At 73.6% G+C, this 14,219-nt stretch carries 8 protein-coding genes; 3 read left to right on the top strand and 5 right to left on the bottom strand.

What is annotated here, in order from left to right; genetic code table 11:
- Nucleotides 1-6: 6 nt before the first annotated feature.
- Nucleotides 7-1,146, bottom strand: coding sequence for a PDZ domain-containing protein (locus tag AB0P25_RS14450; RefSeq protein ID WP_363808240.1), 1,140 nt, complete (start codon nucleotides 1,144-1,146; stop codon nucleotides 7-9).
- Nucleotides 1,147-1,316: 170 nt separating this feature from the next.
- Between AB0P25_RS14450 and AB0P25_RS14445 the strand changes: the two genes are divergently transcribed.
- Both AB0P25_RS14445 and AB0P25_RS14440 read left to right on the top strand, forming a co-directional pair.
- A complete protein-coding gene (locus tag AB0P25_RS14445) occupies nucleotides 1,317-2,678 on the top strand; it encodes a zinc-dependent metalloprotease (protein WP_363808239.1) in 1,362 nt (453 codons plus the stop codon).
- Between the two features lie 90 nt (nucleotides 2,679-2,768).
- On the top strand, nucleotides 2,769-3,710 hold the full coding sequence (locus AB0P25_RS14440; RefSeq protein WP_363808237.1) for a TOMM precursor leader peptide-binding protein: 942 nt from the start codon (nucleotides 2,769-2,771) through the stop codon (nucleotides 3,708-3,710).
- Here the strand turns inward: AB0P25_RS14440 and AB0P25_RS14435 are convergent.
- A complete protein-coding gene (locus AB0P25_RS14435; RefSeq protein WP_363808236.1) occupies nucleotides 3,655-5,532 on the bottom strand; it encodes an ATP-dependent helicase in 1,878 nt (625 codons plus the stop codon). The genes AB0P25_RS14440 and AB0P25_RS14435 overlap by 56 nt on opposite strands.
- Entirely contained in the window at nucleotides 5,529-6,548 is a 1,020-nt protein-coding gene (gene nudC, locus AB0P25_RS14430) for an NAD(+) diphosphatase (RefSeq protein WP_363808235.1), read from the bottom strand. The genes AB0P25_RS14435 and nudC overlap by 4 nt, the downstream gene beginning before the upstream one ends.
- 61 nt (nucleotides 6,549-6,609) lie before the next feature.
- Here nudC and AB0P25_RS14425 point away from each other — a divergent pair, with 61 nt between their 5' ends.
- On the top strand, nucleotides 6,610-7,683 hold the full coding sequence (locus AB0P25_RS14425) for a phosphotransferase (protein WP_363808234.1): 1,074 nt from the start codon (nucleotides 6,610-6,612) through the stop codon (nucleotides 7,681-7,683).
- Here AB0P25_RS14425 and AB0P25_RS14420 read toward each other — a convergent pair.
- Both AB0P25_RS14420 and AB0P25_RS14415 read right to left on the bottom strand, forming a co-directional pair.
- Entirely contained in the window at nucleotides 7,614-10,982 is a 3,369-nt protein-coding gene (locus AB0P25_RS14420) for an ATP-dependent DNA helicase (RefSeq protein WP_363808233.1), read from the bottom strand. The genes AB0P25_RS14425 and AB0P25_RS14420 overlap by 70 nt on opposite strands.
- The gene (locus AB0P25_RS14415) at nucleotides 10,979-14,176 is read right to left on the bottom strand and encodes an ATP-dependent DNA helicase (RefSeq protein WP_363808232.1); all 3,198 of its coding nucleotides are present in this window, start codon (nucleotides 14,174-14,176) and stop codon (nucleotides 10,979-10,981) included. The genes AB0P25_RS14420 and AB0P25_RS14415 overlap by 4 nt, the downstream gene beginning before the upstream one ends.
- Nucleotides 14,177-14,219: the final 43 nt, after the last annotated feature.

Here is a 14,219-nt window from a genome sequence, read left to right as displayed (position 1 = left end):
CGGTGATCAGCCTGCGGGGCAGGTGGGAAGATCCGCCGTGCTGGATCCGTCCCGCACCGCCTGCAGCACCTTCAGCGAATCGGACAGCGTCTTCACCGCGAACACCTTCAGCCCGGCCGGGATGTGGCCGGTGACCTCGTCGCAGTTCGACGCCGGTGCGAGGAAGTAGGCGGCCTTACCGGTGTCGCGAGCGGCGTACATCTTCTGACGGATGCCGCCGATCGGGCCGATCTGGCCGGTGTTGTCGATCGTGCCGGTGCCTGCGACGCGCTTGCCGCCGTTCAGCGACTCCGGGGTGAGCTTGTCCATGATGCCGAGGGCGAACATCTGGCCGGCGCTCGGACCGCCCACGTTGTTCAGCTGGATCTTGACGTCGAACGGGAAGGTGTAGTCCATCCCGGCGCCGATCCCGAGCACGACCTGGCCCTGCGACTCGGTCGGGGTGATGGACACGGTCGATGCGGCGCCGTCGCGCAGGATGCCGAGTTCGGCGGCCTTGCCGGTCCCGTTTGCCTTGACCGCGTCCCGGAGCTCCTGGACGCTCGAGATCTTCTCGCCGTTGACGGACGTGATCTCGTCGCCGACCTTCAGCGCCTCGGCCGCCGGGGTGCCCTTGATCAGCTGCTTCACCGCCACGTTCTCGGGGAAGGTGTAGCCGAGCTGGTTCAGCGCGGCCGCGATCGCATCCTGCTGCGAGTCGACCATGAGCGCCGCGTTCTCGGCGTTCGACTGCTCTGTCGTGGTCCCGGGCGGGAAGACGGTGTCGAGCGGCAGCACCGCCTTGCTCGGCTGGAACCAGGCGGACGCGATCTCGAACCAGGTCGGACGCTGGTCCGGGTTGCCGACGACCGAGACGGTCAGCAGGTCGAGCGAGCCGGACGTCGGATACGTCTTCTTGTCCGGGATGGTGATGAGCTGCTTGGCGTCCCCGCTCGGCGGCGCCCCCACCTGCTGGTCGGTGCCGAGGGTGTTGAAGACCGGACCCGGCTGCTCGATGACGAAGGGAGCGGGAACGAGGGCGAGGACCAGGGCGAGCAGGACGGCGACGCCGATCGCGATCCATCCGGCGATGACGCGTCGCGGCGGGGCGACCCTGACCGGCTCACCGGCCGCCGGCGGCTGGCGCTCGTCGTCGAACAGGGTCACGGGGCGGGTCCTCTCGATCGGTGTTCGCCACAGGCGCACGGTCCGAAGGCGAGCTTAGGCCAATTCTCACCCGACACCCCGGCGCCAGCGGCTAGCGTAGATCACGAGCCTGAAGCCGCGCCGACGGCCTTCCCGACGGCCGGCTCGCATCGAGAAGAGGGACGCTGACCATGGCCGACGATCGGAACGACGACCGGGACCCGGATCGCGACGACGACGAGTTCCGCGACATGCTGAGCCAGTTCCTCTCGGGGAACGGCGCGTCGATCGACCCGAGCCGGCTGGCCGGCGCCGCGGGTCTCCCGAACGACCCGGCGAGCATCCAGGCGCTCCTCGGGCAGCTGCAGAACGCGCTGATGAACCCGGGCGGCGGCATCAACTGGGACATCGCCGCGCAGCAGGCGCGGCAGCTCGCGTCCGACGGAGCACACGCGGTCACCCCCGCGGAGCGCGCGACGCTCGACCAGGCCTTCCACGTCGCCTCGCTCTGGCTCGACCAGGCCACCGGCGTAGCCGGTCTCAGCGCGACCCCGGAGCTCATCGGCCGCGCCGAGTGGGCCCGGCAGACGATGCCGCTGTGGACCCAGCTCGCCGAGCCCGTCGCCCTCAGCATCTCGGATGCGCTGACCCGGGTGCTCTCGGAGCAGGCGCCGGAGGAGATGCAGGCGCTGCTGCAGAACGCCGGCCAGGTGATGCGCTCCATCGGCGGCGCCCTGTTCGCGATGCAGCTCGGCCAGGTGGTCGGGCAGCTCTCGAAGGAGGTCGTCTCGGGCGGCGACATCGGCATCCCGCTGCTGCCCGAGGGCCAGGCCGCGCTCATCCCGCAGAACGTCGCGGAGTTCGGCGACGGGCTCGACATCCCCGAGGACCAGATCCAGCTGTACCTCGCGGTGCGCGAGCTGGCCCACGCCCGGCTGTTCCGCCACGCCAAGTGGCTGCGGCTGCAGCTCATCACGCAGATCACCGCCTTCGCCAAGGGCATCACCATCGACACCGACGCCCTCGAGTCGCTGGCCGAGAACTTCGACCCGTCGAACCCGGAGGAGCTGCGCGAGGCCATGGTCAGCGGGCGGCTCATCCCGCCGCGCACCGAGGAGCAGCAGGAAGCGCTCGGCCGGCTCGAGACCGTGCTCGCGCTGATCGAGGGCTGGGTGGACGTGGTGACCGCGAACGCGACCCGGCTCCTGCCGCGGGCGGACGCGATCGCCGAAACCGTGCGGCGCCGCCGGGCGTCGGGCGGACCGGCCGAGTCGGCGTTCTCGACCCTGGTCGGTCTCGAGCTGCGCCCGCGCCGGCTGCGCGAGGCGGCCGCCATGTGGCGTGCCGTATCGGACGCCGTCGGCATGGACGCCCGCGACGACCTCTGGTCGCACCCGGACCTCCTCCCCCAGTCCTCCGACCTCGACGACCCGTCGGCACTGGTCGCCCGGCTGACCGCGGCGGCCACCGGTCAGGCGCCCGAGCAGGACGCCCTCGACCAGGCGATCGAAGACCTGCTGCGCGACGACCGGGACCGCCCGACCGAGGGCTGAGACCGTCCCCACCCTGTGGAGGGTGCGCGTCCGGAAATCGGGTCTGTGGACAACCGCTGATCGGCGTGCGCGCTCCGGCAGGCTGGCGGAATGGTCTACGCACTCGATCCCCGTCTCCCCCGCGTCTGGCGCACACCCGACAGCATCCAATTCGGCGTGGAGTCGCCCGTCCTGGTGCTGGAGGGGGTGAGTCCGGCCGAGGAGCGGATGCTGGCCGCGCTGGCGACCGGAGTCACCGCCGAGGGGCTTCGGGTCGTCGCGGAGAGGGCGCGGGCGTCGCCGGATGAGACGGAGGCGCTGCTGGAGCGGGTGCGGGCGGTGCTCGTGGGGCCGCGGCGTCGCGCGCCCGTGCCGCCGATGCGGGTGGTGGTCGATGGCGGCGGCGAGACGGCGGCGGTGCTCGGGCGGATGCTGAGCGCGGCGGGGGTGGAGGTCGGATCGGGGGCGCCGTGGCGGCGGTGGTCCGAGACGGCCGATGCGGCGGTCGCGGCCGGTGCGGCCGGCGCGGCCGGTGCGGCCGGCGCGGCCGGTGCGGCCGGCGCGGCCAGTGGCGTGGATGGCGTGGCGGATGCGGTGGTGATCGTCGCGTCGTATGCCGTCGAGCCGCAGCGTCATGCGCGCTGGCTGCGGCGGGATGTGCCGCACCTGCCGATCGTGTACGGGGACGGCGGGGTCACGGTGGGGCCTCTCGTGCGTCCGGGTCGTGGTCCGTGCCTGCGCTGCATCGACCTCCACCGGACCGACGCCGACCCGGCGTGGCCGGCCATGGCGACGCAGCTGCACACGCGCGATCCGGTCGGCGAGACCGCGGTCGCGGCGGCCGCCGCGGCGGCGCGCGCGGCGGCGGTGCTGCTGGCCGAGCTCGGAGAGCGGAAGGCCGACGGTGTGGGTGTGCGGAGCGCGCGGCCGGGGGTGGGAGCGAAATCCGGAGTGAGCGCGCAGAGCGCCCAGCTGGCGGTCGGGGCCGTGGAGTGGGTCAGCCGCGCGTGGGAGCCTCACCCCGAGTGCGGGTGCCTGGGGTTGCCGCCGTGACGTCGGCGGGGCGGTGGGAGTCGCGGGCTGCTGTGGCTTCGCGGCCCGCCGTGACGTCGCCGGGAGGTGCGGCGGCGGGGCGGGCGGCGGGCGGGCGCAGCTCGGCGAGGAAGCGCGAGGGCTGGCGGAGGCTCGGGCGGCCGGGCTGGTTGCTGCGCTCCGACCAGCTGAGGCGCAGGCGGCGGCGGGCTCTGGTGATGCCGACGTAGAGGAGGCGGCGTTCCTCGTCGATCTGCTCGAACGTCGTGGCGTAGCTGATCGGCACCAGGCCCTCGCTGAGGCCGACGAGGTAGACCGACGGCCACTCGAGGCCCTTCGCGGCGTGCAGGGTGGCGAGCGTGACGGCCGACATCGTCGGCTCGTGCTGGCCCGCCTGGCGCGCCCGCAGCTCGTCGGTGAAGCCGCGCAGCGTCTGCCCGGGCGGCTGCTCGTCGACGAGGCCCATGATCGCGTTCAGCGACTCCCAGCGCTCGCGCACGGCACCGCGCGCCTCCGGGGGTTCGACCGACCAGCCGAGCGAGCGCAGCACGTCGCTCACCGACTTGAACAGCGGGTCCTGGGTCGCCACGAGGCTCGCGGCGCGCAGGGACATGACCGCCTGGCGCACCTCGGGCAGGTCGAAGAAGCGCTTCGCCCCGCGGATCTGGTAGCTGATACCGAGGTCGCCGAGCGCCTGCTCGAGCGCCGCGGCCTGAACGTTGACGCGGTAGAGGACGGCGATGTGCTCCGGGCGCGCGCCCGCGGCGAGCTCGGCGGCGATCTGGCCGGCGACGGCGCGCGCCTCGGCACGGTCGTCCTCGAAGCCGACGGGAGCGGGCACCGGATCCGCCTCGCGGGCCCCGTCCCCGGCCCCGGGCCCGGCCCCGGCCAGCTCCGCCGGTCGCAGGGTGAGCGCGCCCGACCGGCCGCGCATCAGGCGATTGGCCGTGTCGATGATCGGCGGCGTCGAGCGGTAGTTCTGCTCCAGCCGGACGACGGTGGCTCCCGGATGCTCGTGCTCGAACCCGAGGAGGTAGTCGCTGCGCGCACCGGCGAACGAGTAGATGGTCTGGCTCGCATCACCGACCACGCAGAGGTCGTTGCGCGTCCCGAGCCACAGCGACAGCAGGTCGTGCTGGAGCGGCGACACGTCCTGGTACTCGTCGACGACGAAGAACCGGTACTGCTCGCGCACCTGCATGGCGACCGCGGGCTCGCTCTCGATCATCCCGGCGCAGGCGAGCAGAACATCCTCGAAGTCGATCTGCTTGCGCTCGTCCTTCAGGTCCTCGTAGCGCTGCAGCAGATCGGCCACCTGCTCCGCGGACAGCGTCCCCGGCGTCGGCCGCCCCGCCGCGGTGTACTGGTCGATGCCGAGGCCGGAGACCTTGCGCCACTCGATCTCGGCGGCCACATCGCGCAGGGTGGCGGTGTCCACCTTCAGCTTCAGCGTCTCGGCGGCGTGGCCCAGGATGCGGCCCTTGCCGTCGAGCACGGACGGCAGCTGCCCTCCGACGACCTGCGGCCAGAAGTAGTTGAGCTGGGCGAGCGCCGCGGAGTGGAAGGTCCGCGCCGAGACGCCGCCCGCCCCGAGCTGGCGCAGACGACCGCGCAGCTCGGCCGCGGCCCGGTTCGTGAAGGTCAGCGCCATGACCCGGTTCGGCGCGTAGGCGCCCGACGCGACCCCGTACGCGATGCGGTGCGTGATCGCCCGCGTCTTGCCGGTGCCCGCGCCGGCCAGGATGCACACCGGGCCGACCAGCGCCTCCGCGGCCACCCGCTGCTGCGCGTCCAGCCCGGCGAGCAGCGCGTCCGGCGCGGCGGCGGACTCCACGGCGCTCACGCGGCCGGCGGCTCGTCGAGCGGGCCGCCGTACCAGTCCTCGATGAGGGCGCGGGCGATCGACGAGCGTCCGGGGAGGATGATCTGGTCTCGCGCCTCCCACAGCTCGTCGCGGCTGAACCAGCGCACGTCGAGGATCTCCTCGCCGTCCGGGTCGAGCGCCGACGCGGCCTGGTCGTCGGCGAGCCGTGCGGTCATCCCGACCATGACGGACGCGGGGAACGGCCACGGCTGCGACCCCTTGTACCGCGCATCCACCACGCGGACGCCGGCCTCCTCGAAGATCTCGCGCTCGACCGCGGCCTCGAACGACTCCCCCGGCTCGACGAAACCGGCGAGCAGCGAATAGCGGGAGTGCTCCCACATGGCGTTCGAGCCGAGGAGCAGGCGGTCGTCGGCGTCGAGCACGGTCACGATCACCGCCGGGTCGGTGCGCGGGAACACCTCGGACTGGTCCTCGAGACAGCGGCGCACCCATCCCGCCTGCTCGACCACGGTCGGCGACCCGCAGCGCGGGCAGTGCGTGTGCGACGCGTGCCAGTTGGCCATGGCCAGCGCCTCGGTGAACAGGCCGGCGTCGCGGTCGCTGAGCGCGGTCGCGACGGTGCGGAGGTTCCCCCAGCGCGACTCGTCCGGCTCCAGCTCCTGCGCGGCCGCATCGGTCAGCACCTCCAGGACGACCGCGGTCCCGACAGGCTCGGTGTCGGTCCCGACGGTGGTCCGGCCGAGGTAGACCCGGATGAGGGCGGAGGTGACCCGTTCCACCGGGAGCAGGTCGAGGGCCGCGGGTCCCGCATCCGGAGCCGACCAGCCGTCCGCAGCGGGGGTGGCGGCCTCCACGCTCTCGGCCGTCAGCAGCGCGCGGCCCTTCCACAGCGGCAGCACGCGCGTGGCCGGCTCGCGCCACAGCTCGTCGAACAGCGCCGGGCGCGAGCGCGCGGCGTGGTCGCGGTCGGTCGCGTGACGCGACAGCGGCAGCGCCGCGAGGGGAAGGGAGGAGGTGGGGGCGGACGACATCGAGGTCCTTTCGGGGCGTGGCGGAGGCCGAACGCAGGTGAGGCCCGTTTAGCCTAGGTGCATGGCCAGATCCCACTTCACTCTAGCCGCGCTGGCCACCTCGGCCGTCCCCGCCCTCGACGTCTCCGGGGCCCGCAGTCACAGCGCCGGCGGGTCCGGCGACTTCGACTCCGCGCTGCTGAGCACGAGGGAAGGCCGGACCGTCATCGTCCGCGTCCCCACCACGCAGGTCGCCGAGACGGAGCAGAGCGCCGACCTCGTGGCCCTGCGCGCGCTGACCACCGGCATCCGCAGCCGTCTGCCGTTCGATGTGCCGCAGTACCTCGGCCAGGCACCGGTCGGCGGGACGCGCGCCGTCGTCTACGAATACCTTCCCGGTCGACACATCTCGGTCGAGGACGTTCCGCCGGGCGACGGGCTCGCCGGCTCCATCGGACACGCGATCGCGGCCATCCACGCCCTCCCGACCGCCTTCGTCGGCGAGGCGGGACTCCCCGTGATGTCGGCCGCCGAGTGCCTGACCGCGGCCAACTCGGTGATCGAATCGGCCGCCTCCACGGGCCTGCTGCCGACCGCGCTGCGCGACCGCTGGCGCGACGCCGCCGCCGACCACTCGATCTGGCAGTTCCAGCCGACCGTCATCAACGGGTCGCTCACCGCCGAGTCCTTCCTCGTCGAGGACGACTCGGTCTCCGCGGTTCTCGGATGGTCCGCGCTCCGCGTCGGCGACCCGGCGCGCGACCTGCACTGGCTGCTCGCGATGAACCCGGAGGCGACCGACGGCGCGCTCGGCGCGTACGCCTCCACCCGCCAGGTGGCGACCGACCGGCAGTTCACCCAGCGCGCCATGCTGTACGCGGAGCTGGAGGTGGCCCGCTGGCTGCTGCACGGCCGCGAGGTGCGCGACCAGTCCATCGTGGACGACGCCGTCGAAATGCTCGACGGGCTGGTGGATCGGGTGCACAGCAACTCGATGAACCCGCTGTCGACCGCGACCGGCCCCATCATGGCCGTGACCGACGTCGAGGCGATGCTCGACCGCACGCCGGGCGACCGCGCCGAGGGCTACCGCCGCTCGGGTGGGATGAAGCCGGTGGCCGACGACCAGAGCGACGTCAGCTCCTCCTCCGCGTAAAGCCGCTCGGGCCGCACCACGCGGTCGTCGGCGACGAAGTAGAAAACGGCGTCGATCCGCTCCGGGTCGATGCCCGCGTAGCGGGCGAACGCCAGCCGGTACAGCGCGAGCTGCAGCTGCTTGCGTTCGAGGTCGTCCGCGTCGCGCGGCGCCTTGCCGGTCTTCCAGTCCACGATCTGGTAGTCGTGTACGCCGTCCTCGGCGCGGTACACCGCATCCAGCTTGCAGACGACGACCTGACCGGCGAGCGTGATGTGGATCTCGAGCTCGACCTCCTCCGGTGCCCGGCCGGCCCACTCGCTCCGCTCGAACGTGGCCGTGAGATCGGCGAAGCGCTCTGCTTCGAGCATGTCGCCGGCCAGGTCGAGCTCGGCGCTGGAGGCGTCGAGCTCGTCGGCGGAGCCGGCGACCGTGCCGAACCGCTCCTCCACCCAGGTGTGGAACAGCGTGCCGAGGCGGGTCTGCCGGTAGGGGCGCTCCGGCATCGGCCGCCGAAGTCCCGCCGCAACGGACGCGGGATCGCTGACGTAGTCCTTGAACCGCGACGCCGGGATGCGCGCCGGGAGCTCGACCAGTTCGGCCTCCTCGTCGCGCCGTGCCCGCTCGGCGAGCAGCAGGTCGAGGTCGCGGGCGTACACGCCGCCGTCGCCCGGGCCGAGGTCCCGGGCGCGACGCACAGCCTCCGCGGCGGCCTCCACCCGGCTGCGGCGCGCGCCCAGCGGCTCCAGCGGCCAGGTGACCGTCGACGAGGTCAGCGCGAGCGGGTTCTCGTCGGGCTCGTCGCAGTCGGGGAACGCGTCCTCGGGCAGCAGCCCGGCCGCCTGCAGTTCGAGCAGGTACGAGCCGGGGCCGCGCGGCTTCGTCTGGGTGGACCAGTAGGACCCGGTCAGCAGCAGCCGGCGCCGCGCGCGGGTGACCGCGACGTAGATGAGGCGGCGCTGCTCGTCGAGGTGGCGCGCGACGTTCTCGTCCTCGAACGCGGCGATGGACTCGTGCACGTCCTTCTGCGTCTCGGCCGTGCGCCAGGCGATCACCGGAAGCTCGGCGGAGTCGCCGCGGAACTCGTTCGGCAGCTGGCCGAACGCGAGCCAGCCCTTGCGGCTCTGCGGGGGCCCGGGCAGCTCGCCGTCGACCAGCCGCGGCACCGCGACGACGTCCCACTCCAGGCCCTTCGCACCGTGGATGGTGAGGATCTGGACCGTGCCGGGCTCCGCATCCTCGCTGCGCGGCGCGAGGTTGTCGCGCTGCTCGGCCTCGGCGAGCCACGAGAGGAAGGAGCCGAGCGTCGCCTGATCGTCGGCGGCGAGGTACGAGGCGACCTGCTCGGCGAAGGCGTCGAGGCTGGCCTGGCCGAGCTGGGCGGTCTCGTTGGCGGCGACCTCGATGTCGAGCAGCAGCTCCTGCTGCACCAGGGTGACGAGGTCGAGCAGGTCGAGGCCGACCCGCGAGCGCAGGTGGTCGAGACGGCGCCCCGCGTCGCGCATCCGCTCCAGTCCGGCGGCGCTGAAGCCCTCGAGGCGTCCGTGACCGTCGGGGGCCTCGAGCACGAAGTCGAGCGCGTCGACCAGCGAGGCGCCCTCCTCCCCCGCGACCGAGCGGCGCAGGCGGTCGCGCAGCTCCGGGTCGAGCCGCTGGTGACGGTGGTCGCGCTCGGCGAGCCAGGAGGCGACGTCGCGCAGGGCGGCGATGTCCTTCGGCCCGACGCGCCACTTCGCGCCGGTCAGCAGGCGGATCAGCTCCGCCCCGGCGGTCGGATCGTGCATCACCCGCAGGGCGCTGACCAGGTCGGCGATCACCGGCTGCTCCAGCAGGCCGCCGAGACCGAGCACGTGGTACGGGATGCCGTGGCGCGCGAGCGCGGTGGTGAACACGTCGATCTTCTTGAGCGAGCGGCACAGCAGCGCCGCGCTCGGTGGCGCGCCGTCGGCGTCGTGCTCGCGCATCCGCTCGCCCAGCCAGGTCGCGACGGTCTCGGCCTCGTCGGCCACGGTCTGCTCGAACGCCGCGGTCAGCTCGCCCGCGGCGGCCCCTGGACGCGGCTGCAGCTGCTCGACATGCACCGGCGACGCCGCGGTCAGGGGCGCCACCAGCACGTTGGCCGCGTCGAGCACACGCGTCGGGTTGCGCCAGCTCGTGCTGAGGGCGTACTCGTCGGCCGCGCCATCGGTGCCGGGACGCTCGCCCGTGAAGTCGGCGGAGAACCGGCCGAGGTTGGCCGCGCTCGCGCCGCGCCAGCCGTAGATGGACTGGTGCGGGTCGCCCACCGCCATGACCGGCTGGCCGCCGAACAGACGCGACAGCAGGCGCGTCTGCACGACGGAGGTGTCCTGGTACTCGTCGAGGAGGACGACGCGGTACCGGCGGCGGTAGTCGGCCACCACCTCCGGCACCCGCTCGCACACGGCGAGGGCCAGCGCGACCTGGTCGGAGTACTCCACGAATCCGCGGCGCCGCTTCTCGTCGGCGAAGGCGCGAGCGAGGTCCAGCAGCGGCGGGAGCGACCCGACCGCCTCGACCGCCGACCGCACCGAGGCGTACAGCTCCTTGACCCGGCCGTTGCCGGTGGGGAGCTCGGCGACCCGGCCGAAACGCTCCACCATGCGCTCGACCTCGTCGGCGTCGGCGACGTTCTCGCTGAGCGCGCGGCTGAGCCCGACGACGGCGCTGGTGACCGCCTCCACCCCCTTGTCGAGCTCGACCAGGCGGTCGTCGGTGCTCGTCACCACGAGCCGGCGCGCCAGCTGCCAGGCGGACGCCTCGCTCAGCACCGCGGACTCCGGCTCGCGCCCGATCAGCAGCGCGTTCTCGCGGAAGATCGCGTTCGCGAACGCGTTGTACGTCGCCACCTCCGGCGCCTCGAACGGGTCGAACTCGACATCGGTCACGCCCGAGGCGACCAGCTGCTCGATACGTGTGCGGATGCGGCCGGCGAGCTCGCCCGCCGCCTTGCGCGTGAACGTCAGGCCCAGGATCTCCGGCACGCGCACGTGCCCGTTCGCCAGCAGCCAGACGACGCGGTTCGCCATCGTCTCGGTCTTGCCGCTGCCCGCGCCCGCCACGACGATCGCGGGACGCAGTGGCGCCTCGATGACCGCCTGCTGCTGCGGGGTCGGGATGGGCAACCCGAGCGCGTCCGCGATCTCGGCGGCGCTGAGGGCCCGCGCCGGACGGGGCCTCTCGGGCGCGGCCGCCTCCTCCTCGGCCAGGGAGAACGCCTGCTCGACCAGGTCGAGCCCGGCCTGCTCGGTCGCCCACTCCAGCAGGCTCTCGTCGTCGATGCGGGTCGTCTCCTCGGTCATGCGCCGCTCCCCGCGCTGCCCGCGCCTGCACTCCCCGCGCCTGCACTGACGGCCGGGACCAGATGGATGCGGTACTCGTAGCGCCCGTGCGGGTCGCGTTCGCCGAGGTCGACCACGCCGGCGAAGGTCGCGGCGGCCATGCCCTCGGCAGCACCGGCGACGCGCTCGCGAAGGCGCTCCAGCCGCTCCTCGTCCACCCTGTCCTGAGCAACCTCGCGGTAGCCCTTGCCACGGACGCCCCTGGCGACGAACAGCAGCTTCGCGCCGCCGGACGGCAGGCCGCCCGCCTGCTCGACGGCGCCGTGCTCCATGGCGAGCTGGTACGCGCCGAGCTGCGCGTGCTCGGCCGCCTCGGCGGCGGAGGGCGTGCGATTGCCGGTCTTGAGGTCCACGATGACGACCGTCCCGTCGGGCGTGCGCTCGACGCGGTCGATGGTGCCGCGGACGAGTGCCCGGCCGACGCGCAGCTCGAAGGAGCCCTCCGACCCGAGCAGCGCCCCTCCCGCCCGCTCGAAGTCGCGGAGATATTCGGAGACGCCCGTGGTCAGCATGCGCGTGCGCCGCCGCTCTTTCTCTTCCAGCCAGGGCGACTCGAAGGCCAGCTCGCCCCAGCGCTTCTCGATGCCCTGCCACAGCCGTTCGACGCTGAGATCCCGATCGTCGCTGGTGCTCGCCTCCTCCATCACCGCGTGCACCACCGTGCCGATGCCGGCGGCGAGCCCGCTCGGCGAGGCGGCCATCGTGTCCACGAACCAGGCGAGCGGCGACTTCTCGAAGGTCTCGAGCCGCGACGGCGAGACGCGCACGACCGCCTCAGGGTCGTCCAGGTCGACCAGCGGCTCGGTGGTGGACGGTTCGAGCAGGCCGTACCAGGTAGCGGGATCGGCGCCCTCCACCCCGGCGTCGGCCAGCCGGGCGAGGGCTGCGGCGGCGTCGGCGGAGCCGGTCGTCGCGAGCCGGCGGCGCAGGCGGCCGACCATGCCGCGGAGCGAAAGGGGATGCGCGCTCTCGTCAACGTCGTCGACCGCAAGCTCTCCCGCCAGCCGCAGGAAGGGGGACGGCTGCTCGTCGTCGTTCGCGGTGGCCGTGAGCAGCACCTGGCCGCGGGCGCGGGACACGGCGAGCGCGAACATCCGGAGCTCGTCGCCCAGCACCTCGGCGCGCGCGTCCTCGGTCTCGGTGCTGCGTCCCTCCACCGCGTCGGCGAGCTCCTGCGGGTGCAGCAGCGAGCCGCGCAGGCGCAGGTTGGGCCAGACGCTCTCCTGCAGACCGGCCACAGCGACGACCTCGAACTCGCGGCCGATCGCAGCGCTCGGCGTGCAGACCAGCACGGCGTCGGCCGCGGTCTGCGCGGCCAGCGTGTCCTCCGGGACCTCGGCACCCAGCAGCTCGACCACGAAGTCGGACGCCGGGCGCTCCGGGTACCGCTCGACGAAGCGTCGTGCCGCGGTGAAGAGGGCCACGATGCCGTCGAGGTGCCGGTTCGCCTCGTCGGCGACGATGCCGCTGCGCTGCGAGTGCTCCAGCCACCGCGGCGCCAGACCGCTGCGCTCCCACGCATGCCACAGCAGCTCCTCGATGGAGGCGCCCTGCTCGGCCTTCTCACGGCCCGAACGCAGCGTCTCGGCGAGTCGGCCCGCGCGGCGTGCGGGCGACGCGTCGATGGTCGCGAGGTGCGCGGGATGCTCCAGGGCCTCGACCAGGAGCTCGTCGCCCGGGCGGTTGCCGTCGCCGGCGAGCTCTTCCTGCCGGAGCGCCAGGCGCAGCCGCCGCAGGCTGATGCTGTCGAGGCCGCCGAACGGTCCGAGCAGCAGCTCCGTCGCGACGATCGGCGCCAACTCGATGGCGCCCAGCTGCACCCCGGCCACGGTGATGAGCTGCCGGGCGGCGAAGTCGTCGCGCAGCGGACGCCCGGCGATGCTCGTCGTCGTCGGCACCTCGGCCACGGCGAGGGAGCGCGACAGCGCGGGAACGTGGGCACCGGACCGCACGATGACGGCCATCTCGCTCCACGGGACGCCGTCGAGCAGGTGGCGCTCTCGAAGCTTGCGGGCGAGGCGGGCGGCCTCGGAGGGAGCGGAGGTGGCGACCAGCCGGACGATCTCGGGGCGCGGACCGTCCACGGCGGCGGCACCGTCACCGGCTGCGGACGCTACGGGCTCCGGCCGGCCGGCCGACGCCATGCGCTGCACACCCGCGGCGGCGGCGCCGATGCGCTCGGTGACGCGTGCCGTGAGCTCGCGCAGGGCGGGCGTCTGGCGGTGCGCGGTGGTCAGCACGAAACGCGTCACCGGCACCCCGAGCCGCGAGCCCAGCTGGCCGAGAGCGGTCGCCTCCGCGCCGCGGAACGTCGTGGAGGCGACGTCCGGGTCGCCGAACGCGACGACCGCGACACCGCGCTCCGCCAGGGCGCGCAGCAGGGCGAGGGTCGCGACCGTGGCCTCCTGCAGGTCGTCGACGAACACCGCGCGGAGCCGGTCGAGCGAGCTGCCCTCGCGGACCGCGGTCACCGCCGAGGCGATCAGTTCGGCGGAGTCGACGAACCCGCCGCGGTAGCTGTCGACGACGAGCTGGTACTCGGCCATGAAGCGGGCCGCAGCGCGCCATTCGTCGTGTCCCGTGATCGCGCCCAGCTCGGACAGCCGCGACGGCGTCACCCCGCGCTCGGCGCACCGCGCCATCAGCTCGCGCAGCTCGGTGCGGAAGCCCCGCAGCGATCGGACCTCCTCGACCAGCGGCTCGGGCCATGCGGGACCGGAGTTGTCCTCCAGGTGACCGCTGAGCAGTTCGGCGATGATCTGGTCCTGCTCGCCGCCGGTGAGAAGGCGCGGCGGGTCGAGCTGGAGCCTCCTGGCGCGCTCCCCGACCAGCTGGAAGGCGAGCGACGTCGCGGTGCGGGCGAGCGGCCCGTGCGTCGGCACCTCCAGGCGCAGCGCGATGCGGTCGCGCAGGGCTGTGGCGGCCGTGCGGGAGGCACTGAGCGCGAGCACCTGATCCGTGCCGTAGCCGCGTCCGTGCACCCGCTCGGCCAGCGCCTCCACGAGGGTCGTCGTCTTGCCCGTGCCCGGCGCGCCGAGCACCGCCGCGGACGCTCCGTCGGCCAGCCCGATCACCTCCGACTGCGCCGGATCGAGCACCAGGCCGGCGGTTGCGGCGGTGCGCTCGGCGCGCATCCGGAAGCCTGTGGTGCTCATGCCTCTCACGGTATCGGCGTCCGCCGACAGAGAACGCGAGCGG

It is taken from the genome of Leifsonia sp. NPDC077715, assembly GCF_040686855.1.
Lineage (GTDB): Bacteria > Actinomycetota > Actinomycetes > Actinomycetales > Microbacteriaceae > Leifsonia.
This window is presented reverse-complemented; position numbering and strand designations above follow the sequence as displayed.